Annotated in this window: 24 protein-coding genes; 13 read left to right on the plus strand and 11 right to left on the minus strand. The window is 62.7% G+C overall.

Features of this window, described 5'->3' with window-relative positions; all coding sequences use genetic code 11:
* Positions 1-43: 43 nt before the first annotated feature.
* The 4 genes from MKK04_RS26055 to MKK04_RS26070 form a co-directional block, all read right to left on the minus strand.
* Complete coding sequence (locus tag MKK04_RS26055; RefSeq protein ID WP_207831352.1) at positions 44-289, minus strand: GlsB/YeaQ/YmgE family stress response membrane protein; 246 nt, start codon at positions 287-289, stop codon at positions 44-46.
* A gap of 95 nt (positions 290-384) precedes the next feature.
* Positions 385-1,467 carry a 5-(carboxyamino)imidazole ribonucleotide synthase gene (locus tag MKK04_RS26060; protein WP_025341133.1) on the minus strand — a complete coding sequence of 361 codons (1,083 nt, stop codon included), beginning with the start codon at positions 1,465-1,467 and terminating at the stop codon, positions 385-387.
* A gap of 10 nt (positions 1,468-1,477) precedes the next feature.
* Entirely contained in the window at positions 1,478-1,969 is a 492-nt protein-coding gene (gene purE / locus MKK04_RS26065; protein ID WP_003253304.1) for a 5-(carboxyamino)imidazole ribonucleotide mutase, read from the minus strand.
* A 171-nt stretch (positions 1,970-2,140) separates the two neighbouring features.
* Positions 2,141-3,073, minus strand: coding sequence for a LysR substrate-binding domain-containing protein (locus MKK04_RS26070; protein WP_161797629.1), 933 nt, complete (start codon positions 3,071-3,073; stop codon positions 2,141-2,143).
* 182 nt (positions 3,074-3,255) lie between these two features.
* On the opposite strand from MKK04_RS26070, the gene aspA reads away from it, so the two are divergent.
* From aspA to MKK04_RS26090, 4 genes are all read left to right on the plus strand, one after another.
* Entirely contained in the window at positions 3,256-4,680 is a 1,425-nt protein-coding gene (gene aspA, locus MKK04_RS26075; protein ID WP_003260072.1) for an aspartate ammonia-lyase, read from the plus strand.
* Between the two features lie 178 nt (positions 4,681-4,858).
* Positions 4,859-5,851 carry an AraC family transcriptional regulator gene (locus tag MKK04_RS26080; RefSeq protein WP_207831356.1) on the plus strand — a complete coding sequence of 331 codons (993 nt, stop codon included), beginning with the start codon at positions 4,859-4,861 and terminating at the stop codon, positions 5,849-5,851.
* Positions 5,852-6,076: 225 nt separating this feature from the next.
* A complete protein-coding gene (locus MKK04_RS26085) occupies positions 6,077-7,120 on the plus strand; it encodes a histone deacetylase family protein (RefSeq protein WP_063912263.1) in 1,044 nt (347 codons plus the stop codon).
* Positions 7,120-8,223, plus strand: coding sequence for a polyamine ABC transporter substrate-binding protein (locus MKK04_RS26090; RefSeq protein ID WP_207831359.1), 1,104 nt, complete (start codon positions 7,120-7,122; stop codon positions 8,221-8,223). Before MKK04_RS26085 ends, MKK04_RS26090 begins: the two co-directional genes overlap by 1 nt.
* 80 nt (positions 8,224-8,303) lie before the next feature.
* Here the strand turns inward: MKK04_RS26090 and pdxR are convergent, their stop codons facing one another.
* Positions 8,304-9,857, minus strand: coding sequence for a MocR-like pyridoxine biosynthesis transcription factor PdxR (gene pdxR / locus MKK04_RS26095; RefSeq protein WP_241106101.1), 1,554 nt, complete (start codon positions 9,855-9,857; stop codon positions 8,304-8,306).
* A gap of 90 nt (positions 9,858-9,947) precedes the next feature.
* On the opposite strand from pdxR, the gene MKK04_RS26100 reads away from it, so the two are divergent.
* From MKK04_RS26100 to MKK04_RS26110, 3 genes are read left to right on the plus strand one after another with little or no spacing between them, the layout of a single operon-like run.
* The gene (locus MKK04_RS26100) at positions 9,948-10,577 is read left to right on the plus strand and encodes an FMN-binding negative transcriptional regulator (protein WP_207831363.1); all 630 of its coding nucleotides are present in this window, start codon (positions 9,948-9,950) and stop codon (positions 10,575-10,577) included.
* Positions 10,578-10,588: 11 nt separating this feature from the next.
* Positions 10,589-11,035 carry a GNAT family N-acetyltransferase gene (locus MKK04_RS26105; protein WP_241106102.1) on the plus strand — a complete coding sequence of 149 codons (447 nt, stop codon included), beginning with the start codon at positions 10,589-10,591 and terminating at the stop codon, positions 11,033-11,035.
* Between the two features lie 7 nt (positions 11,036-11,042).
* A complete protein-coding gene (locus MKK04_RS26110; protein WP_233687608.1) occupies positions 11,043-11,723 on the plus strand; it encodes a GNAT family N-acetyltransferase in 681 nt (226 codons plus the stop codon).
* 41 nt (positions 11,724-11,764) lie between these two features.
* Here MKK04_RS26110 and MKK04_RS26115 read toward each other — a convergent pair whose 3' ends face one another.
* From MKK04_RS26115 to MKK04_RS26130, 4 genes are all read right to left on the minus strand, one after another.
* Positions 11,765-12,043 carry a helix-turn-helix transcriptional regulator gene (locus MKK04_RS26115; protein WP_063912269.1) on the minus strand — a complete coding sequence of 93 codons (279 nt, stop codon included), beginning with the start codon at positions 12,041-12,043 and terminating at the stop codon, positions 11,765-11,767.
* Positions 12,040-13,365 carry a type II toxin-antitoxin system HipA family toxin gene (locus MKK04_RS26120; RefSeq protein ID WP_233687609.1) on the minus strand — a complete coding sequence of 442 codons (1,326 nt, stop codon included), beginning with the start codon at positions 13,363-13,365 and terminating at the stop codon, positions 12,040-12,042. The genes MKK04_RS26115 and MKK04_RS26120 overlap by 4 nt, the downstream gene beginning before the upstream one ends.
* Positions 13,366-13,581: 216 nt before the next feature.
* Positions 13,582-15,390, minus strand: coding sequence for a sodium-extruding oxaloacetate decarboxylase subunit alpha (gene oadA, locus MKK04_RS26125; protein WP_207831370.1), 1,809 nt, complete (start codon positions 15,388-15,390; stop codon positions 13,582-13,584).
* An 11-nt stretch (positions 15,391-15,401) separates the two neighbouring features.
* Positions 15,402-16,817, minus strand: coding sequence for an acetyl-CoA carboxylase biotin carboxylase subunit (locus MKK04_RS26130; RefSeq protein WP_016712746.1), 1,416 nt, complete (start codon positions 16,815-16,817; stop codon positions 15,402-15,404).
* A gap of 189 nt (positions 16,818-17,006) precedes the next feature.
* Between MKK04_RS26130 and MKK04_RS26135 the strand changes: the two genes are divergently transcribed.
* Positions 17,007-17,969 carry a LysR family transcriptional regulator gene (locus tag MKK04_RS26135; RefSeq protein WP_272493160.1) on the plus strand — a complete coding sequence of 321 codons (963 nt, stop codon included), beginning with the start codon at positions 17,007-17,009 and terminating at the stop codon, positions 17,967-17,969.
* On the opposite strand, the gene MKK04_RS26140 is transcribed toward MKK04_RS26135, so the two are convergent.
* Both MKK04_RS26140 and hexR read right to left on the minus strand, forming a co-directional pair.
* On the minus strand, positions 17,911-18,129 hold the full coding sequence (locus MKK04_RS26140) for a PA3496 family putative envelope integrity protein (RefSeq protein ID WP_082888281.1): 219 nt from the start codon (positions 18,127-18,129) through the stop codon (positions 17,911-17,913). The genes MKK04_RS26135 and MKK04_RS26140 overlap by 59 nt on opposite strands.
* A 214-nt stretch (positions 18,130-18,343) precedes the next feature.
* On the minus strand, positions 18,344-19,210 hold the full coding sequence (hexR, locus tag MKK04_RS26145) for a transcriptional regulator HexR (RefSeq protein ID WP_011536461.1): 867 nt from the start codon (positions 19,208-19,210) through the stop codon (positions 18,344-18,346).
* Positions 19,211-19,313: 103 nt separating this feature from the next.
* Here hexR and zwf point away from each other — a divergent pair, with 103 nt between their 5' ends.
* The 5 genes from zwf to MKK04_RS26170 all read left to right on the plus strand — a co-directional run bounded on the left by zwf (position 19,314) and on the right by MKK04_RS26170 (position 25,134).
* Positions 19,314-20,756, plus strand: coding sequence for a glucose-6-phosphate dehydrogenase (gene zwf, locus MKK04_RS26150; RefSeq protein WP_241106103.1), 1,443 nt, complete (start codon positions 19,314-19,316; stop codon positions 20,754-20,756).
* A gap of 88 nt (positions 20,757-20,844) precedes the next feature.
* The gene (locus tag MKK04_RS26155; RefSeq protein WP_063912274.1) at positions 20,845-21,159 is read left to right on the plus strand and encodes a hypothetical protein; all 315 of its coding nucleotides are present in this window, start codon (positions 20,845-20,847) and stop codon (positions 21,157-21,159) included.
* Between the two features lie 130 nt (positions 21,160-21,289).
* Entirely contained in the window at positions 21,290-23,476 is a 2,187-nt protein-coding gene (gene uvrD / locus MKK04_RS26160) for a DNA helicase II (RefSeq protein ID WP_233687611.1), read from the plus strand.
* A gap of 282 nt (positions 23,477-23,758) precedes the next feature.
* The gene (locus MKK04_RS26165; protein WP_207831376.1) at positions 23,759-24,613 is read left to right on the plus strand and encodes a Tim44 domain-containing protein; all 855 of its coding nucleotides are present in this window, start codon (positions 23,759-23,761) and stop codon (positions 24,611-24,613) included.
* Positions 24,614-24,726: 113 nt separating this feature from the next.
* Entirely contained in the window at positions 24,727-25,134 is a 408-nt protein-coding gene (locus tag MKK04_RS26170) for an SMI1/KNR4 family protein (protein WP_013974843.1), read from the plus strand.
* Positions 25,135-25,255 lie beyond the last annotated feature (121 nt).

Genomic DNA, 25,255 nt, shown 5'->3' on the forward strand with positions numbered 1-25,255 from the left:
TGCTCGGCAACTCGAATGAATTGCCGGGCATTCTAACCACTATTCAGCGTTTCTTGATGAATCCGTAGACCACCAGAAGGATCACGGCACCGACCAGCGCGCCAAGGAAACCCGAAACCTGCCCGGCCTGGTAGATGCCCAGCGCCTGGCCGCCGTAGGTGGCCAGCAGGGAGCCGGCAATCCCCAGCAGGATGGTCATGATCCAGCCCATGCTGTCGTCGCCCGGCTTGATGAAGCGGGCCAGCAGGCCGACGATAAGGCCGATGAAGATGGTTCCGATGATACCCATGGCAATCCCTCTGCAGTGAAGATGGAACAAGCCAAAGCCTAGACAGCGCTTTGGCTTGTCGCCATTTCAGAGGGCAAGCCGCTGTAGAAGTTCGATCAGTTGCCGATCAGGGCTTCCACTTCGGCAATCTTGCGCTCGAGGGTGGCCATGTCGTGGCAGCGCAGGGTGGCGTGGCCAACCTTGCGACCGACCTTGAAGGCCTTGCCGTAGTGGTGCAGGTGGCAATCACCGATGGCAACCACCTTGTCCACTGCCGGCACTTCACCGATGAAGTTGAGCATCGCGCTCTCGCCGACCTTGGCGGTCGAGCCCAGCGGCAGGCCGGCGACGGCCCGCAGGTGGTTCTCGAACTGGCTGCACTCGGCGCCCTCGATGGTCCAGTGCCCGGAGTTGTGCACACGCGGGGCGATTTCGTTGGCCTTCAGGCCACCATCGACTTCGAAGAACTCGAAGGCCATCACGCCCACATAGTCCAGTTGCTTGAGCACGCGGCCCACGTAGTCTTCGGCCAGGGCCTGCAGCGGGTGCGCCTGGCTGGCGACCGACAGGCGCAGGATGCCGCTTTCGTGGGTGTTGTGCACCAGCGGGTAGAAGCGGGTTTCGCCATCGCGGGCACGCACGGCCACCAGCGACACTTCGCCGGTGAACGGCACGAAGCCTTCCAGCAGGCACGGTACGCTACCCAGCTCGGCAAAGGTACCGACCACGTCCTCAGGCGTGCGCAGTACCTTCTGGCCCTTGCCGTCGTAACCCAGGGTGCGGGTTTTCAGCACGGCCGGCAGGCCGATGCTGGCCACCGCGGCGTCCAGGTCGGCCTGCGAGAGGATGTCGGCGAAGGCCGGGGTGGGGATACCCAGGTCGCGGAACATGCTCTTCTCGAACAGGCGGTCACGGGCGATGCGCAGCGCTTCGGCGCTGGGGTACACCGGCACGAACTGCGAGAGGAAGGCCACGGTCTCGGCCGGGACGCTTTCGAACTCGAAGGTGACCAGGTCGACTTCGTCGGCCAACTGGCGCAGGTGATCCTGGTCGCCGTAGTCGGCACGCAGGTGCTCGCCCAGCGGCGCGGCGCAGGCGTCCGGCGCCGGGTCAAGGAAGGCGAAGTTCATGCCCAGCGGGGTACCCGCCAGAGCCAGCATGCGGCCCAGCTGGCCGCCACCGATTACACCGATCTTCATGGGTTGAGCCTCAAGCCTGGCGCGGGTCTGGGTTGTCCAGCACGGTGTCGGTCTGTTCCGTGCGGAACTGCTTGAGCGCCGCGTGGTACTGCGGGTACTTGGCGCCAAGGATGCTGGCCGACAGCAGCGCGGCGTTGACCGCACCGGCACGGCCGATGGCCAGGGTGGCTACCGGTACGCCGGCTGGCATCTGCACGATCGACAACAGCGAATCGACACCCGACAGCATCGACGATTGCACGGGCACGCCCAGCACCGGCAGGTGGGTCTTGGCGGCGCACATGCCTGGCAGGTGGGCTGCACCACCGGCACCGGCGATGATCACCTCGATGCCACGGCCCTCAGCCTCCTCGGCATACTGGAACAGCAGATCCGGGGTGCGGTGGGCGGAAACCACCTTCACTTCGTAGGGAATGCCGAGTTTTTCCAGCATATCGGCGGTGTGGCTAAGGGTGGACCAATCGGACTTGGAGCCCATGATCACGCCAACCAGTGCACTCATCGTCGAGCCTCTTCGCTTGTGCGCCCTTGGGCGCGTCAAAAAACAACAAGCCACGCGGGACGACCGGCGTGGCTTGTTTGCTGATCAGGACCGGACGCATCCGGTCGAAAGGCCGCGCAGTATACCGTAAGGTGGTGCGTTTAAGGCACCCCGGCGACCAACTGTCGCCCCTTATTTTTCGGGGCTTTGGCTGACTTTCGGGTCAACCATTGCCGCCCCTTCGAGCTTGCGCCACAACAGCCTTACATTGGCCTTGCGCACCAGTGCGCAGCGGTACAGGCGAATTTCCAGCGGCACATGCCACTGGCTACCGCCACAGATCGCCAGTTCGCCCCGCTCCAGTTCGCCGCGCATCGACAGCCGCGGCACCCAGGCGATGCCCATGCCTTCCAGCGCCATGCTCTTGAGACTGTCTGCCATGGCGGTTTCATAGACGGTGGTATAGCGCAGGTTGCGCTGGCGCAGCAGCAAATTGACCGAGCGACCGAGGAAAGCGCCGGCGGTATAGGCCAGCAGCGGCACGCTACCCTCGCCTTCCAGGTCGAACAACGGCTTGCCGTCGGCATCCACGGCGCATACCGGCAACATTTCAGTGGTACCCATGTGCAGCGACGGGAAGATTTCGGCATCCATCTGCAGGGCGGCATCCGGGTCATAGAAGGCCAGCATCAGGTCGCAGCCACCTTCGCGCAATGCATGCACGGCATCTCCGACGTTGGTCGCAACCAGGCGGGTGGCGATGTTCAACCCGTCGTTGCGCAACTGGGCCACCCAACGTGGGAAAAAGCCCGATGCCAGGGAGTGTGCCGCGGCCACCTGCACCACCTCGCCCTGGCCACCTTCCAGATGATGCAAATGGCGGAGAATTTCGCTCAACTGGTCGACAACAGTACGCGCCGTGACGAGAAACAGCTGCCCGGCCTCGGTCAGTTCGATCGGCGTGCGGGAACGGTTCACCAACTGCAGGCCCAAGGCGGCTTCCAGGCTGCGAATACGTCGGCTGAAGGCCGGTTGGGTGACGAAACGCCGCTCTGCCGCCTGGGAAAAACTGCGGGTGGCGGCCAGCGCGCTGAAGTCTTCCAGCCATTTGCTTTCAAGGTTCACGAAGCACATCTCCTGGCGTGCACCAAAATGGAACACGCTCGAATGTCAATTGGCGTCACATGAAACACTATGCCGTTTGTGCATAGGTTAGCGTGCAACAGCATTGGCCGCAAAATCACCTTCAGGCCTAGGATTGGCGCCATTCCGGCATGTGCCGGGTCAAAATCGAGATGATATACATCATGTCCTCCGCTGCATCGTTCCGCGTCGAAAAAGACTTGTTGGGCACCCTTGAAGTTCCTGCAGATGCCTACTACGGCATCCAGACCCTGCGCGCTGCCAACAACTTCCACCTCTCCGGTGTTCCGCTGTCGCACTACCCGAAGCTGGTCGTGGCCCTGGCCATGGTCAAGCAGGCTGCTGCCGACGCCAACCGTGAGCTGGGTCACCTGAGCGATGCCAAGCACGCTGCCATCACCGCAGCCTGCGCCCGCCTGATCAAAGGCGATTACCACGACCAGTTCGTGGTGGACATGATCCAGGGCGGTGCTGGTACTTCTACCAACATGAACGCCAACGAAGTCATCGCCAACGTCGCGCTGGAGGCCATGGGCCACCAGAAGGGTGAGTACCAGTACCTGCACCCGAACAACGACGTGAACATGGCGCAGTCGACCAACGACGCCTACCCGACGGCCATCCGCCTGGGCCTGCTGCTGGGCCACGACGCCCTGCTGGCCAGCCTCGACAGCCTGATCCAGGCCTTCGCTGCCAAGGGTAAAGAGTTCGATCACGTACTGAAGATGGGCCGTACCCAGCTGCAGGACGCCGTACCGATGACCCTGGGCCAGGAATTCCGCGCCTTCGCCACCACCATGACCGAAGACCTGCAGCGCCTGCGCTCGCTGGCCCCGGAACTGCTGACCGAAATCAACCTGGGCGGTACCGCCATCGGCACCGGCATCAACGCCGACCCTGGCTACCAGGCCCTGGCCGTGCAGCGCCTGGCTGCCATCAGCGGCCAGCCGCTGGTACCGGCTGCCGACCTGATCGAAGCCACCTCCGACATGGGCGCCTTCGTGCTGTTCTCCGGCATGCTCAAGCGTACCGCCGTCAAGCTGTCGAAGATCTGCAACGACCTGCGCCTGCTGTCCAGCGGCCCACGCACCGGCATCAACGAGATCAACCTGCCAGCGCGTCAGCCAGGCAGCTCGATCATGCCAGGCAAGGTCAACCCGGTTATCCCGGAAGCCGTCAACCAGGTGGCCTTCGCCATCATGGGCAACGACCTGGCCCTGACCGTCGCCGCCGAAGGTGGCCAGCTGCAGTTGAACGTGATGGAGCCGCTGATCGCCTACAAGATCTTCGACTCGATCCGCCTGCTGCAACGCGCCATGGACATGCTGCGCGAGCACTGCATCGTCGGCATCACCGCCAACGAACAGCGCTGCCGTGAACTGGTCGAGCACTCGATCGGCCTGGTCACCGCCCTGAACCCGTACATCGGCTACGAAAACGCCACCCGTATCGCCCGCGTTGCCCTGGAAACCGGCCGCGGCGTGCTGGAACTGGTGCGCGAAGAGAAGCTGCTGGACGACGCGATGCTCGACGACATCCTGCGTCCGGAAAACATGATCGCTCCCCGTCTGGTTCCGCTGAAGGCGTAACCAGGCCGCTGTAAACAGTCTCACCAGGTCGAGGGACTAGACACCTCTCAACCTTTCCAAGGCCCGAGCCTATGCTTCGGGCCTTTTTTTTCGCCTGCAGGATTTTGCGGCTGACTTGCAGCCCTATCGGCACACAACTTGCTCGATAATGCGTCCCAGCCCAACGGGATTACCCAGCATGCTGCATAGCCACCTCACCACCCTCAACGCGGTTTCGCTGATCCTCAACGTCTTCCAGGCAGACGGTTGCGAGGCGTCGGCGCTGCTGGCCGGCAGCGGCATCGGCCCGGCAGACCTGGGCCATGCCGATGCGCGCATCACCACCCAGCAGGAACTGCAGGTGTGCGCCAACGCCGTTGCCCGGCGCGAGGATATCGGCCTGGAACTGGGCCGGCGCATGCATGTGTCGTGCTACGGCATGCTCGGTTACGCCCTGCTCTCCAGTGCCACTTTGGGTGACGCCTTGCGCCTGGCGCTGCAGTATCCGGCACTGCTGGGAACAGTCTTCAAGCTGCGTTTGCTCGACGACGGCCAGCGCGTCTGGTTCAGCGCCAGCGATTACCACGACAGCCCGGCGCTGACCGCCTTCAACGCCGAGTTCTGCCTGGTGTCGCTGAAGGTCATCTGCGACGACCTGCTCGGTCGCCCGTTGCCCCTGCTGGGCGCCCGTTTCGAGCACCCGCGGCCTGGCTACCACGCGCTCTATGCCGGGGCGTTCCAGGGCCCGGTCCGTTTCGACGCCGAGGACAATGCCTTTGCCTTCGAACGGCGCTGGCTGGACACGCCACTGCCACTGGCCGACCCGATTACCCACAAGGCCATGAGCGAACGCTGCCGGCGCCTTAACCTGGAGTTCACCGGCCGCCAGGCCTGGCTGGGGCGGATTCGCCAACTGCTGGCGCAGCAACTGGATGCAGCGCCCGGGCTGGAAGGGCTGGCGCGACAGATGAACTGCTCATCGCGCACCCTGCGCCGGCACTTGCAGGCGCTGGGCAGCAGTTATCAACAGCTGCTGGATGAACTGAGGTTCGAGCGGGCCAAGCAGTTGCTGGCCGATGAGCAGATGCCGATCTACCGGATTGCCGAGTCCCTGGGGTTCAGCGAGACCGCCAGTTTCCGGCATGCCTTCCAGCGTTGGAGTGGTGTCGCGCCCAGCCATTTTCGCGGTTGACCTGCACCGGCCTCTTCGCGGGCTCGCCCGCTCCCACAGGATCTCCACAACCCTTGAATATTCTGGTGTACCTGTGGGAGCGGGCAAGCCCGCGAAGAGGCCGGTACAGGAAAACCTGGCCAAAGAGCTTGGCCACATCGATCCCCTTTTGGCCACTTGCGTCGTTCTCCCCCACTGGCCCGCCCATGAAAATGGACCCACGCCAGTACCCACCGGAGAACAACAATGCTGACGATCTATTCCGATGACCACCGCCTGCACCACGGCCGCTGCGAGCTGATCGACGGCAAGCTGATGCCCTGCTTCGAAATGCCGTCACGCGCCGACCATGTGCTCGACCAGGTCAAAAAGCGCAACCTCGGCGACATCCAGGGCCCCACCGACTTCGGCCGCGCCCCTTTGCTGCGCATCCACAGCGCCGATTACCTGAACTTCTTCGAAGGCGCCTGGGCGCGCTGGGCCGCACTGGGCCAGGAAGGCGACCTGCTGCCGTTCACCTGGCCCGCACGCACCCTGCGCCAGGTAAAACCCACCGGCCTGCACGGTGAACTGGGTTATTACAGCTTCGATGCCGGTGCACCGATCACCGCCGGCACCTGGCAGGCCGCCTACAGTGCCGCCCAGGTCGCCCTCACCGCCCAGGCGGCGATTCAGCAAGGCGCACATTCCGCCTTTGCCCTGTGCCGCCCGCCAGGGCACCACGCGGCTGGCGAAGTCATGGGCGGCTATTGCTACCTGAACAACGCCGCCATCGCCGCCCAGGCCTTCCTCGACCAGGGCCGGCGCAAGGTCGCCATCCTCGACGTCGATTACCATCACGGCAACGGCACCCAGGACATCTTCTACAACCGCAACGATGTGTTCTTCGCCTCGATCCACGGCGATCCGCGCGACGAGTTCCCGTTCTTCCTCGGCTATGCCGACGAAACCGGCGAGGGTGCCGGCCAAGGCTGCAACATCAACTACCCACTGCCGGCCGGCAGCGACTGGGCCGCCTGGAGCGACGCCCTGGAGGACGCTTGCCAGCGTATCGCCGCCTATGACGCCGACGTGCTGGTGATCTCCCTGGGCGTCGACACCTTCAAGGACGACCCGATCTCACAGTTCAAGCTGGACAGCCCGGACTACCTGGAAATGGGCAAGCGCATCGCCCGGCTCGGCAAGCCGACCCTGTTCGTGATGGAAGGCGGCTACGCTGTGGAAGAAATCGGTATCAACGCAGTCAATGTGCTGGAAGGCTTCCAGCGCGCCCAGCCAGGAGCCCGATAATGGTCCGACTCAAGCGCCTGCTCGCCCCGTTCATCGCCGCGAGCCTGTTCACCGGTGCCCTGCAAGCCCAGGCCGAACAGCGCACCCTGCGGGTGTACAACTGGTTCGACTACATCACCCCGCAAACCCTCACCGAGTTCAAGAAGGACAGCGGGGTGAAGCTGGTGTATGACATCTTCGACACCAACGAGGCGCTGGAAGCCAAGCTGCTGACCGGCAACTCCGGGTATGACGTGGTGGTGCCGTCCAACGTGTTCCTCGCCAAGCAGATCGAAGCGGGGGTGTTCCAGCCGCTTGACCGCAGCAAGCTGCCGAACTGGCAGCACCTGGACCCGGCACTGATGAAGCTGATCGAGGCCAACGACCCCGGCAACAAGTTTGCCGTGCCCTACATGTACGGCACCGTACTGATCGGCTTCAACCCGGCCAAGGTCAAAGCTGCGCTCGGCGACAACGCCCCGGTGGACAGCTGGGATCTGATCTTCAAGGAAGAGAACATCGCCAAGCTCAAGCAGTGCGGCGTGGCCCTGCTCGACTCGCCCTCGGAGATTCTGCCACTGGCATTGCAGTACCTGGGCCTGCCACCGAACAGCGACAAGCCGGCTGATTACAAGAAAGCCGAAGCGCTGATGCTGAAGATCCGCCCGCACATCACCTACTTCCATTCCTCGAAATACATGGCCGACATCGCCAATGGCGATATCTGCGTGGCTGTGGGCTACAGCGGCAGCTTCTCGCAGGCCGCCAACCGCGCCCGCGATGCGAAGAATGGCGTGGTGGTGGACATGCGCCTGCCCAAGGAAGGTGCGCCGATCTGGTTCGACATGCTGGCGATTCCGAAGAACGCGGCCAACCCGGAAGATGCCCATGCATTCATCAACTACCTGCTGCAGCCCGAGGTAATTGCACCGATCAGCGACTTTGTCGGCTACCCGAACCCGAACAAGGATGCGACCGACAAGGTGAGCCCGGCGATTCGCAACAACCCCAACCTGTACCCGACGGCGGAGGCGATGGCCAAGCTGTATACCCTCAAGCCCCTGGCGCGAGATGCAGAGCGGGCGCGGACCCGGGCCTGGACGCGGATCAAGTCCGGTACCTGAGTCGCCTGCTTCGCGGGCACGCCCGCTCCCACAGGATCTGCGCCACACTCAAGGCCAGCGCTGTACCTGTGGGAGCGGGTTTACCCGCGAATAGGCCGCCAAGCCTTGCGCAATTTCATCAACGCCTCGGCAATCTCCCCCTCCGGCACCGCCGCAAACCCCAGCACCAGCCCTGCCCTTTTATCCACAGGTACCTCGCTGTCCGCCAGCCAGAAATTGCTCAGCGGCGTCACCTCCACCCCCACCGCTTCAGCCTTGGCCACCAGTTCCTGCTCCCGCGCAAAGTTATCCACATCGACTTTCACATGCAGCCCGGCCGCCACTTCCGGCATGCCGCCCAACCCCGGAATATCCACAGGCCAGCCGGCCTTGAGCACATTTCGCCGGCTCAACGCCGCCTTGCGCATGCGCCGGATATGCCGCTGGAAGTGCCCCCGTGCCATGAACTCGGCCATCACGCACTGGCTACTGACCTCCGAATGCCGCACCGCCAGCGCCCTGGCCTGGCTGAACGCCTGCGCCAGTTGCGCCGGCAATACCAGGTAGCCCAGGCGCAACGCCGGAAAGGCGATCTTGCCGAAGGTACCGACGTACAGCACCCGCCCGTGGCGGTCGAGCGCAGCAAGCGGGGCCAAGGGCGCACCGCTGTAACGGTATTCGCCGTCGTAGTCGTCTTCGATGATCCAGCCATCGCTGCGCTCGGCCCAGGCCAGCAATTCCAGGCGTCGCGCCAGGCTCATGGTCACCCCGGTCGGGTACTGGTGGGCCGGCGTGACATAGACCAGCCGGCAATCCGCCAGCTGCCCGAGCCGGCGACAGTCCATGCCGTCCTCGTCCACTGGCACGCCATGCAACCTGCCACCGGCCAGCGCAAAGGCATGCCCAGCTGCGCGGTAACCCGGGTTTTCCACAGCCACGCCGTCGCCCGGCTGCAACAGCAACTGTGCACAAAGGCTGATGGCCTGCTGCGCACCACTGGTGATCACAATTTGTTCAGCCGTACAAGTCAGTCCACGCGAGCGACGCAGGTAGGCCGCGATCAGTTCGCGCAGCAGCGGCTCTCCTGCCGGGTCGCCATAGCCCAATTGCGCCGGAGCCGGGTTGCGCCAGAAACCCGCCTGCAGCTTGGCCCAGACGTCGAACGGGAACAGATCGAACGCCGGAATACCGACGCGAAAAGCACGCGGAGCACCGCTTCTTGGCGGCGGCAAATGGTTACTTTTCAGGCGCAGCAAAGGCTCACTGGTACGTCGGCTGCTGGATAAATCCTCAGTATTTTCGGAAGGAAATGTGGATAAGTCTGTTGATAACAGCCAGGATAACCCTGTGGATACTTGTGTGGATAGTTTTGCGGCGGAAAGTTTCGGTAGCTGGCTGACATAGGTGCCGTCGCCTACCCGGCTTTCGATGTAGCCCTCCGCATACAGCTGGTCATAGGCCCGCACCACGCTGTTGCGTGACAGCGCCAGCATGGCAGCCAGATCTCGGGTGGCCGGCAGCCGCGTGCCACTGCTCAGGCGCCCGTCCAGCACCCGCGCACGCAGCGCCTGGTACAACTGCTGGCTGAGCCCGCGGCGGCGATCGAGGGCGATCCCGGCAGGGTCGAAAGGCAATACGAGGGGGCGCTCGCTCATGGCATTGGACCTATGAAATCAGCTTTGAATGGATCTTACTATGAACCAATAGCCTGCCTAGGATGGCGCCATCGCACAAGGAAACCGAGCATGTACAACAGCAAACCCCATCAGGAACACGACCTCGGGCGTCTGCACCAGCACATGCTCGACACCCGACTGGCCATCCTGGTCAGCCAGGGCGAGCAAGGCCTGCTGGCCACGCACCTGCCGGTGCTGGTCGATATCGCCGAAGGCGAATTCGGCACCGTCTATGCCCACCTGGCGCGGGTCAACCGCCAGTGGCACGACCTGGAGCAAGGTGGCGAAGCCCTGCTGGTGTTTCCCGGCGCCGATGCCTATGTCAGCCCCGGCTACTACCCGAGCAAGGCCGACAACCCCAAGGTGGTGCCAACCTGGAACTACCTGGCCGTGCACGCCTATGGCCCGGCAGAAGTGATCCACGACGCCGAGCCTCTGCTGGCCATTGTCAGTCGCCTCACCGAGCGCCACGAACAAGGCCGCAGCGAACCGTGGAAAGTCACCGACGCCCCGCGTGACTACCTCGACGGCATGCTCCGCGCCATCGTCGGCATCCGCCTGCCCATCGCTCGCCTGCAAGGCGCGCGCAAGCTCAGCCAGAACCGCTCTGAGCAAGACATTGCCGGCGTGCGTGAAGGCCTGAGCGCCAGCCCCGATTACCTGGATAACCAACTCGCGGCGCATATGCGCCAACTCTGAAGGAACAGCCCATGTCCAGCGTTACCCTGCGTCCTGTCACCCCCGAAGATCACGCTGCCTGGCACGCCCTGTGGCAGGCCTACTTGCATTTTTATGAATCCGAACTGGCCGAAGAGATCAGCCTCAGCACCTGGCAACGCCTGCTCGACCCGAGTGAACCGACCCATTCAGCCCTGGCCTGGGTCGATGGCAAGGCGGTGGGCATGGTCAACTTCATCTACCATCGTTCCAACTGGAGCATCGGCAACGCCTGCTATCTGCAGGACCTGTACGTGGACAGCGCGCAGCGCGGCCTGGGAATTGGCCGCCAGCTGATCGAGCACGTCTACGCCAGAGCCAAGGCCGACAACTGCAGCAAGGTGTACTGGGTGACCCACGAGACCAACGCCACCGCCATCAGCCTGTACCAGCAGGTTGCCGAGCGCTCGGGCTTCATTCAATTCCGCAAAGAGTTCTAAGCCGAACATGACCGACGCATTGAACTGGAAACCCGCTGCAGCACCCAAGGCCGAGCCCATCGACGGCCGCTTCATCCGCCTGGAAAAGCTCGACCCGGCGCGCCATGGCGACGACCTATGGGAGGCGCTGCAAGGCCCGGCTGCCGACCCGCTGCTGTGGGACTACCTGCCCTATGGCCCGTTCGCCGAACGTGCCGCCTTCGATCGCTGGCTGGAAGGCAACGCCGCCGGCCGCGACCCGCTGTTCTACACCGTGATCGACCGCCCCAGCGGCCAGGCCCAGGGCATCCTCAGCCTGATGTCGATCGTGCCCGACCACGGCCGCATCGAAATCGGCCACGTCGCCTTCGGCGCCGCCATGCAGCGCACGCCCAAGAGCACCGAGGCGGTGTACCTGCTGGGCAAGGCGGCCTTCGAACTGGGCAACCGCCGGCTGGAGTGGAAGTGCAACAACGCCAACGCCCGCTCCAGGCGCGCCGCGGAGCGGTTTGGCTTTGTGTTCGAGGGAGTTTTCCGCAAGCACCTGGTGGTGAAGGACCACAATCGGGATACGGCGTGGTATTCGATTACCGATGATGAGTGGCCGGCGCTGGCGGCCGCGTTCGAGCGCTGGTTGAGTGAAGAGAACCAGCGGCCGCAAGGCCAGGTGCGGACACTTGAGGACTGCCGTAGGGGGGGATCGGCATAACCGATCACGGGCCGGCAGGCCCGCGATCGGTGCAAGCCCGGTTATCTGATCGGGCTCACACGCCTGACGACGCCCATCTGCAAACCGAACGGTTTGAATACTGCGTTCAACGATTTGAGCGTGGGGTTACCGTCCCCCTGCTCGATCTGAATGAGCGTTCGCACGGAAATCTTGCACATCAGCGCAAACTGGGTCTGCTGCATCTTTGCTACTTCTACGCGCAGGCGGCGAACAGCAGTACCCAACTCGATTGTGCCGTCGGCAATACCTTCGCGCACGCCATCGATCATCAGACCTCGGGCATCGATGGAAACCGTCATGCCAACCCCCACTCCGCCATCCGGCGCTCAAGCTTGCCCAGCGCAATCGCCGGGTGATTCATCACTGCCTCCGGGAGCCCAAGGCCGGACAAGATATCGGGCAATGCCAATAGGTGCCGGGCCTCCTGGCGCAGACGCTGGTAAGCCTCATCCGGATCGATGAATTCGGCCAGCGCAACACAGGCTGCGTGCCAGTCGATTTCGCCTGCTCTTTCGATCAAAGCGGGCCACTTCGTCGTTCTGGTTACACCCTCCTGATCCATCACCATCGGTGCCAAGTCGTAAATGGGTGCAAGACGCACCGTGTCGCGGGTACGAATGATCGCTGTATTGCGTCCATGATTATCGGCGTTACCCAGGATCTTGTTGATCAGGTCGCGCCGCAGGTAATCCGCGATCAGATCAGGCACCTCTTTACCCTGCCCGGCCATCTTCCACAAGCCAACGAGCGTCTCGATCACCTCCAAATGCCCCATCCGGCTACCGGGTTCGGTTACACCACACAAGGAATACATCGATTCCACGGCAAACCGCTGTACTCCCTGATCGGTAACCTGACGGTCGAAGCGTTCCATCCACAGGCTGGGCTTGGCTCCCTCTTCCAGCGCCATGTGTTCACTGGCCACCGTCTCGATGCCAAGCTGCTGCAACGCCCTGTAATAGAGGTACTCGGCCCGCAGGATCTCCTGATCATCGGCCAAGGCCGGGTGCCTGGCGAACTTGATGAACCAATGGCGACAGGCCCCCTCATCCGCAAGCACCGCGTCCGGGTAAAGCTGGCCGTTTTCATCTTCGGTCATCAGCAGCTTTGGCGCCTCTCCACCGGCGCCTGTCGCGCCACCTATGGCCGCGCCCTGCTCGTAGGCGTACTCCAGAAAACGCTGATCGCGAACGATGACGTCCTGGCGAGCAAAACCGATGGGGTCCGCAAGGTCCAGTAATTCAGCCGACTCCCTGATGCGCATATTGCCAATCGGAGCTGGGGTGGAGCGCCCTAGCAGAAACAAGTCTTCCCCCATGCCTGCCGGTCTTTCACGACCGATATGCCTCAGCAGAAAACGCTTCGCAGCCCCTGCAGGCGCTATGTCGTAAAGGAATGCAGGAGCATGCGGTAGACGATGAGAGCCAAAGTCCACCGGGAGCTTGGCACTGGCCGCCAGGCTGAACAGGCTGTCGTAAGCATGCAGATTGGCCTTGACGTAGTTGGATGTGTATCCGAACTCGCAAGGGCTGGAGAGGCTTCTTTCCGGTTCGGCGAAGGCGATGGCAATAGCATCATGCCATTTACCTTGGTCATGTAATTGGAGCGTGAGTCGGTACATTGGCCACCTGCAATTTACTGCATATCTTCGATCAGCCTCAGCCGTCAGCCTGCAGTATAGTGCAGATGTATTTCTGAACCACACCCAGTTTATGCATTTTAGTGCAGATATGGCGGCTTTTGCGCCTATAATCTGCATTAAATTGCATATCGTTCCATAAAAAAAGGGGAGCATTCCGCTCCCCAGAGGTTAACCGCTTGTAGATGAAGGCTTATCTCAGCCTTCGATCTCGATCAGGATTTCGCCCGGTGTCACACGGTCGCCCTTGGCCACGTGGATGGCCACGACCTTGCCGGCGATACCCGCCTGCACTTCGGTCTCCATCTTCATGGCTTCGGTGATCAGCACGGCCTGGCCGGTCTTGACCATGTCGCCTTCCTTGACCAGCACATCGACGATGTTGCCTGGCATGGTGGTGCTGACATGGCCCGGGGCGCTGGCCTGCTTGCGCTTGCTGCTGCCGCCGCCGACGAATTCGTTGAGCGGCTCGAACACCACTTCTTCCGGCATGCCGTCGATGGACAGGTAGAAGTGGCGCTTGCCTTCAGCCTTCACGCCCACGCCGGTGATGTCGACGCGGTAGGTTTCGCCGTGCACGTCGATGACGAACTCGGTCGGTACGCCTTCGCCGCTATGGGACGCCACTGCGCCGGCTTCAGGAATTGGCAGCAGGACTTCAGGGGTCAGGGTGCCGGCTTCGCGTTCTTCGAGGAACTTGCGGCCAATGTCCGGGAACATGGCGAAGGTCAGCACGTCTTCTTCGCAACGGGCCAGGGAGCCGATGTCGGCACGCAGCTTGGCCATTTCCGGCTTCAGCAGGTCGGCCGGGCGTACGTCGATCACTTCTTCGCTGCCGATCGCCTGACGGCGCAGCTGCTCGTTGACCACGCCCGGGGCCTTGCCGTAACCGCCTTGCAGGTACAGCTTCACCTCGTTGGTGATGGTCTTGTAGCGCTCACCGGCCAGCACGTTGAAGAACGCCTGGGTGCCGACGATCTGCGAAGTCGGGGTCACCAGCGGCGGGAAGCCGAGGTCTTCACGCACGCGCGGGATCTCTGCCAGCACTTCATTCATGCGGTTGAGGGCGCCCTGCTCCTTGAGCTGGTTGGCCAGGTTGGAAATCATGCCGCCCGGCACCTGGTTGACCTGCACGCGGGTGTCCACGGCAGTGAACTCGCTTTCGAACTGGTGGTACTTCTTGCGCACGGCATAGAAGTACAGGCCGATTTCCTGCAGCAGCTCCAGGTCCAGGCCGGTGTCGAATTCGCTGCCCTTGAGCGCGGCAACCATCGACTCGGTACCCGGGTGGCTGGTGCCCCAGGCGAAGCTGGAGATGGCGGTGTCGATGTGATCGGCACCGTTTTCCACAGCCTTGAGCTGGCACATGGCGGCCAGGCCGGCAGTGTCATGGGAGTGGATGAACACCGGCAGCGACTGCTCGGCCTTCAGTGCCTTGACCAGTTCGCCAGTAGCGAACGGGGTCAGCAGGCCGGCCATGTCCTTGATCGCGATCGAGTCGCAACCCATGGCTTCCATCTGCTTGGCCTGGTTAACAAAGGCGTCGATGGTGTGCACGGGGCTGGTGGTGTAGGCGATGGTACCCTGGGCGTGCTTGCCGGCGGCCTTGACCGCTTCAATGGCCACGCGCAGGTTACGCACGTCGTTCATCGCGTCGAAGATGCGGAACACATCGATACCGTTGACCGCGGCCTTGGCGACGAAGGCCTTGACCACGTCGTCGCTGTAGTGACGGTAGCCCAGCAGGTTCTGGCCGCGCAGCAGCATCTGCAGGCGGGTGTTGGGCAGCGCCGCGCGCAGCTTGCGCAGGCGCTCCCACGGGTCTTCCTTGAGGAAGCGCACGCAGGCGTCGAAGGTGGCGCCACCCCAGACTTCCAGCGACCAGTAGCCGACTTTGTCGAGCTTGTCGCAGATCGGCAGCATGTCTTCGGTACGCATGCGGGTGGCCAGCAGGGACTGGTGGGCGTCGCGCAGGATCGTGTCGGTTACGTGAATTTTCTTGGACATTATGGGGTTCCTCACAGGCCTGCGTGGGCGGCGATGGCGGCGGCGATGGCCAAGGCCAGCTCTTCGGGTTTGCGCTTGATCGAGTAGTTGGTCAGTTCCGGGTGGCTTTCGACGAAGCTGGTGTTGAACTGGCCGCTACGGAATTCCGGATTGCGCAGGATTTCCTGGTAGTACGCGGCGGTGGTCTTCACCCCTTGCACGCGCATGTCGTCCAGGGCACGCAGGCCGCGGTCCATGGCTTCTTCCCAGGTCAACGCCCACACCACCAGTTTCAGGCACATGGAGTCGTAGAACGGCGGAATGGTGTAGCCGGTGTAGATCGCCGTGTCGGTACGCACGCCAGGGCCACCGGGGGCGTAGTAACGGGTGATCTTGCCGAAGCTGGGCAGGAAGTTGTTCTTCGGGTCTTCGGCGTTGATGCGGAACTGCAGCGCGTAACCGCGGTGCTGGATATCTTCCTGCTTGACCGACAGCGGCAGGCCCGAGGCAATGCGGATCTGCTCACGGACGATGTCGATACCGGTGATTTCCTCGGTGATGGTGTGCTCCACCTGCACCCGGGTGTTCATTTCCATGAAGTACACCTCGCCATCGGCGAGCAGGAACTCCACGGTACCGGCGTTCTCGTAGTTCACCGCCTTGGCCGCACGCACCGCCAGGTCGCCGATGTAGGCGCGCTGTTCAGGGGTGAGCTGGGGGCTCGGGGCGATTTCGATGAGCTTCTGGTTGCGGCGCTGGATCGAGCAGTCGCGCTCGAACAGGTGTACGACGTTGCCAAAGCTGTCACCCAGGATCTGCGCCTCGATGTGCTTGGGGTTGACGATGCACTTTTCCAGGAACACTTCCGCGGAACCAAAGGCCTTGGTAGCCTCGGAGATGACGCGGGGGAAGTTCTGTTCCAGTTCTTCGCGGCTGTTGCAACGGCGAATACCACGGCCACCACCACCCGAGGTGGCCTTGAGCATGACCGGGTAACCGATGCGGTCACCTTCGCTCAGGGCTTCGTGAATATCGGCAACGTTGCCTTCGGTGCCCGGGGTTACCGGCACACCGGCGGCGATCATGGTGCGGCGCGCTTCTGTCTTGTCGCCCATGCGGCGAATGACATCGGCGGCCGGGCCGATGAACTTGATACCGCGCTCGGCGCAGATCTCCGCCAGTTCAGCGTTTTCCGACAGGAAACCATAACCCGGGTGCAGGGCATCACAGCCGGTTTCCACAGCCAGGTTCACCAGCTTGCGCGGGTTCAGGTAACCGGCCAGCGGCTCGGCACCAATGCTGTGGGCTTCGTCGGCGCGCTTGACGTGCAAGGCGTGGCGGTCGGCGTCGGAATAGATCGCTACCGAGCGAATGCCCATCTCGGCGCAAGCACGCACGATCCGAACTGCAATTTCACCTCGGTTGGCGATCAGGATTTTTTTTATCACTGGAGTCTTCCCAAAGCCGTAGGAACAGTCGAGCCGGTTCTCCCGGTCGGCGCGTGACCAGACGTTGCTGGCCAGTCGCACATTCACCCTAGCGCTGTAGGTTGATAAACAAAAATCAATATTTGTTAGAGGCTGTATTAGTAAAAGCTTATAGTGCGGTAACAAGGTGTTGCCGAAGGGCGGATTAAAATGCGTAAGTCCTTGATGCGTATGACTTTGCGTCAATTGCAGATCTTCAACGAGGTGTGCGATTTGCGTTCGTACAGCCGTGCGGCGGAAGAGATGGCGCTGACGCAACCCGCCGTTAGTCTACAAATCCGCCAGCTCGAAGAACTGATCGGCCAGCCTCTGTTCGAGTACGTGGGCAAGAAGCTCTACCTGACCGAAGCTGCCGAGGCCCTGCAACGCGCCAGTCGCGATATCTTCGGGCGCCTGGAGAGCCTGGACATGCAGCTGTCGGACATGCAGGGTTCACTGCAGGGGCAGTTGAAACTGGCAATCGAGTCCAGTGCCAAGTACTTCGTGCCACACCTGTTCGCGGCCTTCAAGCAGCGTCACCCGGAGGTCAACCTGACCCTGACTGTGGTCAACCGGGCCCAGGCCATCCGCCGCCTGTCGGACAATCGCGACGACCTCATCATCATGTCCATGGTGCCGCAGGACATGGGGCTGGAGTTCCTGCCGTTCCTCAACAACCCGATCATCGCTGTGGCGCCGCCCGAGCACCCGCTGTGCAAGCTGGAACAGCTGCGCCTGCAGGACCTGGAGCCTCATACCCTGCTGGTCCGCGAACAAGGTTCAGGCACGCGCAAGGCTTGCGAGGAATACTTCAAGGACAAACGCGTGCACTTCACCCAGACCCTGGAAGTGGCCTCGGCCGACGCCCAGCGCGAGTGCGTGATCGCCGGCCTGGGCATTGCCCTGCTGACCCGCCATGCGGTCAACCTGGAGCTGGCCACCGGTGTGCTGAAGGAGCTGCCGGTGGAGGAACTGCCGCTGTACCGCAGCTGGTGCGTGGTGCAGTCCAAGGCCAAACGGCAGTCGCCGGTGGCCTTGGCCTTTCTGGCGTTCATCCGCAGCGAACGTGCGTTGATCAGCGCGCTGGTTGAGCGTTTTTCGGGGAAGTTGCCGCCGACACCTGCCAGACCGTGAGCTCTTGCAACTCGGGGTAGTCCACCAGGTCGCGGAGTAGTTGACGTTGGTCGCAATAGCTTTCGATCGCGCGGCGGTATTCCATGCGGCGCTGATCTTTTTCCTGCTGCTTGCGAGCCTTGGCGCTGGGTTGGTACGTACCGTCGAAGTCACGAGCCATTGCCTGTCTCCCTGATAGGATGCGGGAGTTTCAGACTGGCCTTGATGGTTTACGGTTTGGCTGTGGAATGGTGACAAAACAGTGAAATTTATAGCACCTGTGCCGGCCTCTTCGCGGGTAAACCCGCTCCCACAGGTGCTCACCAGCCTCAAGGACGGTGCAGTACCTGTGGGAGCGGGTTCACCCGCGAAAGGGCCGGCACAGGCAACGACAATCAGTCGTCGGTAGCCTTGATCGACTTGGGCGACAAACGCAGGCTGCGCAAGCTGCGCTTCACGCTCTTCAGGTGGTTGACCAGGCTCGGCCCGCGCGCCATGGCCACGCCCATGGCCAGCACGTCGATCACCACCAGGTGGGCGATACGCGAGGTCAGCGGGGTATAGATTTCGGTGTCTTCATGCACGTCGATCGCCAGGTTGACCGTCGACAGCTCTGCCAGCGGTGTCTGGCTGGGGCACAGGGTAATCAGGTTGGCACCGCTCTCACGGACCAGGTTGGCGGTGATCAGCAAGTCCTTGGAACGGCCCGACTGGGAAATGCACACTGCCACATCGCCCGGCTTCAGGGTCACCGCCGACATCGCCTGCATGTGCGGGTCGGAATAGGCTGCCGCGCTGAGCAGCAGACGGAAGAACTTGTGCTGGGCATCGGCCGCCACCGCACCGGAAGCACCAAAGCCATAGAACTCCACACGCTGCGCCTGGGCCATGGCAGTCACCGCCTGCTGCAGCGCTTGCGGGTCGAGGTGCTCGCGCACTTCCATCAGGGTATGCAGCGTGGTGTCGAAGATCTTCAGGCTGTAGTCGGCGACCGAATCGTCTTCATGGATGGCGAACTGACCGAAACTGGCCCCCGCGGCCAGGCTCTGCGCCAGCTTCAGCTTCAAGTCCTGGAAGCCCGAGCAACCGATCGCGCGGCAGAAACGCACGATGGTCGGTTCGCTGATACCCACGCTGTGCGCCAGGTCGGCCATGGAACTGTGCATGACGGCAGCCGGGTCGAGTAGCACGTGGTCGGCCACTTTCAGTTCCGATTTGCGCAGCAGGTGGCGCGATTGGGCGATATGTTGCAACAGATTCACGGGCTGGACTCGGTTATGATCGGCTGGCCGGGTTGTAGCTTTCTTGTAGTTATACTACATGGACGCCAACCCGCCCAGTTAAACGAACGTGGAGAGTGGTGGTTTGACTATTCCTTGCGACATTCTGGTCTTCGGTGGCACCGGCGATCTGGCCCTGCACAAATTGCTTCCGGCGCTCTACCACCTGTTTCGCGAGGTCCGTCTTGACCCTGCCGTGCGGATCATCGCGCTGGCGCGCCGCAACCTGCCACGTAACGATTATCTCAAGCTCGCCGAGCGCCATTGCCGGGCACAGATCGCCCGCAACGATTTCGAAGAAGAGGTCTGGCAGCGGTTTTCCGCGAGGATCGACTATTTCGCCATGGATGCTTCGCAAAGCGCCGACTTCGGCCGCCTGGCACGCTACCTGGGCGAGCCCGGCGGCTTGACGCGCATCTTCTACCTGGCCACCGCCCCCAACCTGTTCGTGCCGATTGCCAAGCACCTGCATAACGCCGGCCTGGCCGACGCCGAAGCGCGCATCGTGCTGGAAAAGCCGATCGGCCACTCGCTGGAATCGGCTACCGCCATCAACGAAGCGATTGGCGCAGTGCTGGAGGAAAACCAGGTATTCCGCATCGACCACTACCTGGGCAAGGAAACCGTGCAGAACCTGATGGCCCTGCGCTTTGCCAACGCGCTGCTGGAGCCGGTATGGCGCAACAACCAGGTCGACCACGTGCAGATCAGCGTTTGCGAGACCCTGGGAGTAGAGAACCGCGGCGCCTACTACGACCGCGCCGGGGCGACCCGCGACATGCTGCAGAACCACCTGCTACAGCTGCTATGCCTGGTGGCCATGGAGCCCCCCGCACAGTTCGAGGCCGAAGCGGTGCGTGACGAAAAAGTGAAGATCCTGCGGGCCCTCAAACCCATCACTGGCCAGGACGTTCAGGACAAGACCGTACGCGGCCAGTATGGCGCCGGGTACATCGGCGGCCAGGAAGTGCCGGCCTATTACTTCGAAAAGGACGTCGACAACGACAGCGACACCGAAACCTTCATCGCCATCGAGGCGCACATCGACAATTGGCGCTGGGCGGGCGTGCCCTTCTACCTGCGCACCGGCAAGCGCATGGCACGGCGCTCATCGCAGATCGTCATCCAGTTCAAGCCAGTGCCCCACGAGCTGTTCAAGGGTGGCCAGGTCAACCAGTTGCTGATCCAGCTGCAACCGGACGAACGCATCAGCCTGCGCATGATGACCAAGAGCCCGGGCAAAGGCATGCGCCTGGAGCCGGTGGACCTGGACCTGAACCTGGCCCAGGTGTTCAGCCAGACCCGCCGCTGGGAAGCCTACGAGCGGCTGCTGCTGGATGTGCTGGAGGGCGACTCGACGCTGTTCATGCGCCGCGATGAAGTGGAAGCGGCCTGGGCCTGGATCGACCCGATCATCAAGGGCTGTGAAGAGCACTTCCAGGCGCCGCGACCGTACCCGGCAGGCAGCAACGGGCCGGAGCAAGCCAACAGCCTGCTCGCCAGGCATGGCAGGCACTGGCATAGCTGAAGCACTGCCCTGCTCCTGTGGCAGGTGAAAGGGCAGAAAGTAGCCCCCGCGCACTGGCGCTACTTTCAACCCGAGACAGGAGCAGACAATGGCTACTATCGCCAACCTCGTTGCAATCAATGACATCGCCAACGGCGAGCAGGTTTTCAGGGTTCACGGCACCGTTATGGTCGGCTGCCCGGCCATCGAACCGGTGCTGGTCGAACCCAAGGTGCGCCACAAGGGCGGCTGGGAGGTGCTGGAGCTTCAACTGCAGGATAGCGGCGCAATCACCCCGCAGGTGGTGACGGAAAAAACCGTGGTGTTCGAACGTGCAGGCGGCACGCCCTGGAAAACCGTGGAAATCATTCATGGCGACGGTTCGCAGCGCTGCGAAATACGCAACATAGAGACGGTCGACTGAGCCGCTGACGGCCAGGTCGCCCGAGCGGCGACCTGGCACCTGCCATCGGCTCGATGAACGGGCATGTGGCAGGTGAATATTCATACAGTAGAAGTTTGCCCCATTTCCTGCCGCGCCCTAGAATGGCCCGATGCACACAGACGACCTCTCCCTCCTGCTGAATTCCCTCAACGATGCCCAACGCCAGGCCGTAGCGGCCACGCTCGGGCGTCAACTGGTGCTTGCTGGCGCCGGTTCCGGTAAAACCCGCGTGCTGGTGCACCGCATTGCCTGGCTGATCCAGGTGGAGCAGGCATCGCCACACTCGATCCTGTCGGTGACCTTCACCAACAAGGCCGCGGCAGAAATGCGCCAGCGGATCGAGCAACTGCTGGGCATCAACCCGGCGGGCATGTGGGTCGGCACCTTCCACGGCCTGGCCCATCGCCTGCTGCGGGCCCACTGGCAGGAAGCACGGCTGGTGCAGAACTTCCAGATCCTCGACAGCGACGACCAGCAGCGCCTGATCAAGCGGGTGATGCGCGAGCTGGGCCTGGACGAGCAGAAATGGCCGGCACGCCAGGCCCAGTGGTTCATCAACGGGCAAAAGGACGAAGGCCTGCGCCCGCAGCATATCCAGGCCGGGGGCGACCTGTTCCTGTCGACCATGCGCGACGTATATACCGCGTACGAGCAGGCCTGCGAGCGCGCCGGGGTCATCGACTTCTCCGAGTTGCTGCTGCGCGGTCTGGACCTGTGGCGCGACCACCCGGGCCTGCTGGAGCACTACCAGCGGCGCTTCCGCCACGTGCTGGTGGACGAGTTCCAGGATACCAACGCCGTGCAGTACGCCTGGCTGCGCCTGCTGGCGCGCGGCGGTGACAGCCTGATGGCGGTGGGCGATGACGACCAGTCGATCTACGGCTGGCGCGGCGCCAAGATCGAAAACATCCACCAGTACACTGCCGACTTCCCCGACGCCGAAATGATCCGCCTGGAGCAGAACTACCGCTCCACCGGCGGCATCCTCAAGGCAGCCAACGCGCTGATCGCCAACAACAGCGGGCGCCTGGGCAAGGAGCTGTGGACCGACATGGGCGAAGGAGAGCCGCTGACCCTGTACGCGGCCTACAACGAGCACGACGAAGCGCGCTACGTGGTGGAAACCATCGAGAGCCTGGTCAAGCAGGGCAATGCGCGCAACGAGATCGCCATCCTGTACCGTTCCAACGCCCAGTCACGGGTGCTGGAAGAAGCCCTGCTGCGCGAGCGCATCCCCTACCGCATCTACGGTGGCCAGCGCTTCTTCGAACGCGCCGAAATCAAGAACGCCATGGCTTACCTGCGCCTGATCGAAGGCCGTGGCAACGATGCCGCCCTGGAGCGGGTGATCAACGTACCGCCACGTGGCATTGGCGAGAAAACCGTCGAAGCCATCCGCGAGCACGCCCGCCACAGCCAGCTGTCGATGTGGGAGGCCATGTGCCAGCTGCTCGCTGCCAAGGCCCTGAAAGGCCGCGCCGCCAGTGCCCTGGGTGCGTTCATCGAGCTTATCGAGGGGTTGGCTGCCAAGGTCGTGGACATGCCACTGCATACCATGACCCAGACCACCATCGAGCAGTCCGGGCTGATCATCTATCACCAGGAAGAAAAGGGTGAAAAGGGCCAGGCACGGGTAGAAAACCTTGAGGAACTGGTCAGCGCAGCGCGCAACTTCGAGTCCACCGACGAAGACGCCGACCTCTCGCCACTCTCGGCGTTCCTCGGCCACGCCTCGCTCGAGGCAGGTGATGCCCAGGCCGACGAGCACGAAGACAGCGTCCAGCTGATGACCTTGCACAGCGCCAAGGGCCTGGAGTTCCCGTATGTGTTCCTGGTGGGCATGGAGGAAGGCCTGTTCCCGCACAAGATGAGCCTGGAAGAGCCCGGCCGCCTGGAAGAGGAACGCCGCCTGGCTTATGTGGGCATCACCCGCGCCATGCGCCAGCTGGTCATGACCTACGCCGAAACGCGTCGCCTGTACGGCAGCGAAACCTACAACAAGGTGTCACGTTTCGTACGCGAAATTCCGGCGGGCCTGATTCAGGAAGTGCGTCTGTCCAACAGTGTCAGCCGCCCGTTCGGCGGGGCCAAGACGGCCACTAACAGCAACCTGTTCGCCAATGCCAGCATTCCGCAGACCGCGTTCAACCTGGGCCAGCGTGTGCAGCATGCGGTGTTCGGCGAAGGTGTGATCCTCAACTTCGAGGGCTCCGGCGCTCAGGCGCGGGTGCAGGTGAATTTTGCCGAGGGCAGCAAATGGTTGATGCTGGGGTACGCCAAGCTCGAGGCCATCTAAAGCCTGCACCGGCCCTGGTGGAGGCTTGCTCAAAGTTTTAGAAGCCTGCGCAATACCTGTGCGGGCATGCCCGCGAAGCCGGCAACTCGGTGTATGGCACCGGCTTCGCCGGTGTTCGCGGGCATGCCCGCTCCTACAGGTATTGCGCCAGCATTCAGAGGGCCGGTCGTGGCAGGTTTGTAACATTCAGGCAAAAGCTCGAAACATTATGTCGCTGGTCATGTGCCCGGGAACCTGTGCACCATGACGCGCGTGCAATCCACAACAGGGGATATCCCACTTATGCAACGTTTTCTTAGCATCGCTCTGGCGCTCTGCGTCGGCCTGACGCTGAGCCTGGACGCCAACGCCAAGCGCTTTGGCGGCGGCAAGAGCTCGGGCTCCGCGCCTATTCACCAGACCCGCCAGGCCACGCCAACCACGCCTGCCGCCGCGCCGACCGCACCTGGCCGTGCAGCTCCGGCCGCCAGCGGTGCTTCGCGCTGGTTGGGCCCACTGGCCGGCCTCGCCGCCGGTGGCCTGCTGGCTTCCATGTTCATGGGCGACGGTTTCGAAGGCTTCCAGATCATGGACTTCCTGATCGTGGCGCTGATCGCCTTCCTGGTGTTCCGCTTCATCGCCGCGCGCCGTCGCCAGCAGCAGCCGCAAATGGCCATGCCGGGCCATGCACCAATGCACCGTGAAGCTCACGCCCAGCCTGCCCAGCCGTCGATCTTCGGTGGTTCGGCCGCACCTGCTGCCGCAGCCGCCCCGGTGATCAACGCCCCGGCCTGGTTCAACGAGCAGAACTTCCTGGCTGCCGCCCGCAACCACTTCCAGGCGCTGCAGCAGCACTGGGACGCCAACGAGATGGACAAGATCGCCGAGTTCGTCACCCCGCAGATGCTCGAGTTCCTCAAGCGCGAGCGCGCTGAACTGGGTGATGGCTTCCAGTCCACCTACATCGACAACCTCGATGTGCAGCTGGACGGTGTCGACGACCGCGCCGACCGTACCGACGCCACCCTGACCTTCCGTGGCGTGTCGAAGAACTCGCGCTTCGACCAGGGCGAAGTGTTCAGCGAAAGCTGGCACATGGTCCGCGCCCAGGGCGAAAACCAGCCTTGGCTGGTGGCCGGTATCCGTCAAAACGGCTAATCGCTGCGTGCTGCACAAAAAACCCCGGGCCTGTCCCGGGGTTTTGCTTTTGCCGGAGTGGCCTACTAGGGTATAACGCGCAGCGTTGTCATCTAGGTCAGAGGAAGCGAACCGTGGAAGAAGTGATCGAACAACTCCGTGAAGCCAACGAGCCAGTGCCGGTGCCCCTTGAGCTTCCCGACGAGGACCTGCTGGTCGAGATCGAAGAAGAGCTGTTCATCAACATTCCGTTCGTGTTCAAAGAGTTCCTGCTGACCGTCAGTGACGTGGTGTATGGCTCTCTGGAACCAGTGACAGTTACCGACCCACAGTCGCATACCTACCTGCCCGACGTCGCCGCCAATGCCTGGGATGCCGGCGTACCCCGTGACCTGATTCCGCTGTGCCAGGACGGCGACAACTACTACTGCGTCGAAGAGGACGGCACCGTGGTGCTGTGGGATGCCGAAGAGGAAATCGTCGGCGAAGACAGCTGGGAATCGGTGTGGCACTGGGCGCGGGATGTCTGGCTGGAGAGCTGATTCCAACCTCTGATTTGATGCTGACTGTGCCGGCCTCCTCGCGGGTAAACCCGCTCCCACAGGGACTGCACAATGTTCAACACCTGTGCAGTCCCTGTGGGAGCGGGTTTACCCGCGAAGA

This window comes from Pseudomonas sp. LS.1a (assembly GCF_022533585.1).
Classification (GTDB): domain Bacteria; phylum Pseudomonadota; class Gammaproteobacteria; order Pseudomonadales; family Pseudomonadaceae; genus Aquipseudomonas.

What these genes read in the sequence shown, in the direction of transcription:
- MKK04_RS26055 (WP_207831352.1), bottom strand. Translation starts at nt 289, where the DNA reads ATGGGTATCATCGGAACCATCTTCATCGGCCTTATCGTCGGCCTGCTG.
- MKK04_RS26060 (WP_025341133.1), bottom strand. Translation starts at nt 1,467, where the DNA reads ATGAAGATCGGTGTAATCGGTGGCGGCCAGCTGGGCCGCATGCTGGCT.
- purE (WP_003253304.1), bottom strand. Translation starts at nt 1,969, where the DNA reads ATGAGTGCACTGGTTGGCGTGATCATGGGCTCCAAGTCCGATTGGTCC.
- aspA (WP_003260072.1), top strand. Translation starts at nt 3,256, where the DNA reads ATGTCCTCCGCTGCATCGTTCCGCGTCGAAAAAGACTTGTTGGGCACC.
- MKK04_RS26080 (WP_207831356.1), top strand. Translation starts at nt 4,859, where the DNA reads ATGCTGCATAGCCACCTCACCACCCTCAACGCGGTTTCGCTGATCCTC.
- MKK04_RS26085 (WP_063912263.1), top strand. Translation starts at nt 6,077, where the DNA reads ATGCTGACGATCTATTCCGATGACCACCGCCTGCACCACGGCCGCTGC.
- MKK04_RS26090 (WP_207831359.1), top strand. Translation starts at nt 7,120, where the DNA reads ATGGTCCGACTCAAGCGCCTGCTCGCCCCGTTCATCGCCGCGAGCCTG.
- pdxR (WP_241106101.1), bottom strand. Translation starts at nt 9,857, where the DNA reads ATGAGCGAGCGCCCCCTCGTATTGCCTTTCGACCCTGCCGGGATCGCC.
- MKK04_RS26100 (WP_207831363.1), top strand. Translation starts at nt 9,948, where the DNA reads ATGTACAACAGCAAACCCCATCAGGAACACGACCTCGGGCGTCTGCAC.
- MKK04_RS26105 (WP_241106102.1), top strand. Translation starts at nt 10,589, where the DNA reads ATGTCCAGCGTTACCCTGCGTCCTGTCACCCCCGAAGATCACGCTGCC.
- MKK04_RS26110 (WP_233687608.1), top strand. Translation starts at nt 11,043, where the DNA reads ATGACCGACGCATTGAACTGGAAACCCGCTGCAGCACCCAAGGCCGAG.
- MKK04_RS26115 (WP_063912269.1), bottom strand. Translation starts at nt 12,043, where the DNA reads ATGACGGTTTCCATCGATGCCCGAGGTCTGATGATCGATGGCGTGCGC.
- MKK04_RS26120 (WP_233687609.1), bottom strand. Translation starts at nt 13,365, where the DNA reads ATGTACCGACTCACGCTCCAATTACATGACCAAGGTAAATGGCATGAT.
- oadA (WP_207831370.1), bottom strand. Translation starts at nt 15,390, where the DNA reads ATGTCCAAGAAAATTCACGTAACCGACACGATCCTGCGCGACGCCCAC.
- MKK04_RS26135 (WP_272493160.1), top strand. Translation starts at nt 17,007, where the DNA reads ATGCGTAAGTCCTTGATGCGTATGACTTTGCGTCAATTGCAGATCTTC.
- MKK04_RS26140 (WP_082888281.1), bottom strand. Translation starts at nt 18,129, where the DNA reads ATGGCTCGTGACTTCGACGGTACGTACCAACCCAGCGCCAAGGCTCGC.
- MKK04_RS26155 (WP_063912274.1), top strand. Translation starts at nt 20,845, where the DNA reads ATGGCTACTATCGCCAACCTCGTTGCAATCAATGACATCGCCAACGGC.
- uvrD (WP_233687611.1), top strand. Translation starts at nt 21,290, where the DNA reads ATGCACACAGACGACCTCTCCCTCCTGCTGAATTCCCTCAACGATGCC.
- MKK04_RS26165 (WP_207831376.1), top strand. Translation starts at nt 23,759, where the DNA reads ATGCAACGTTTTCTTAGCATCGCTCTGGCGCTCTGCGTCGGCCTGACG.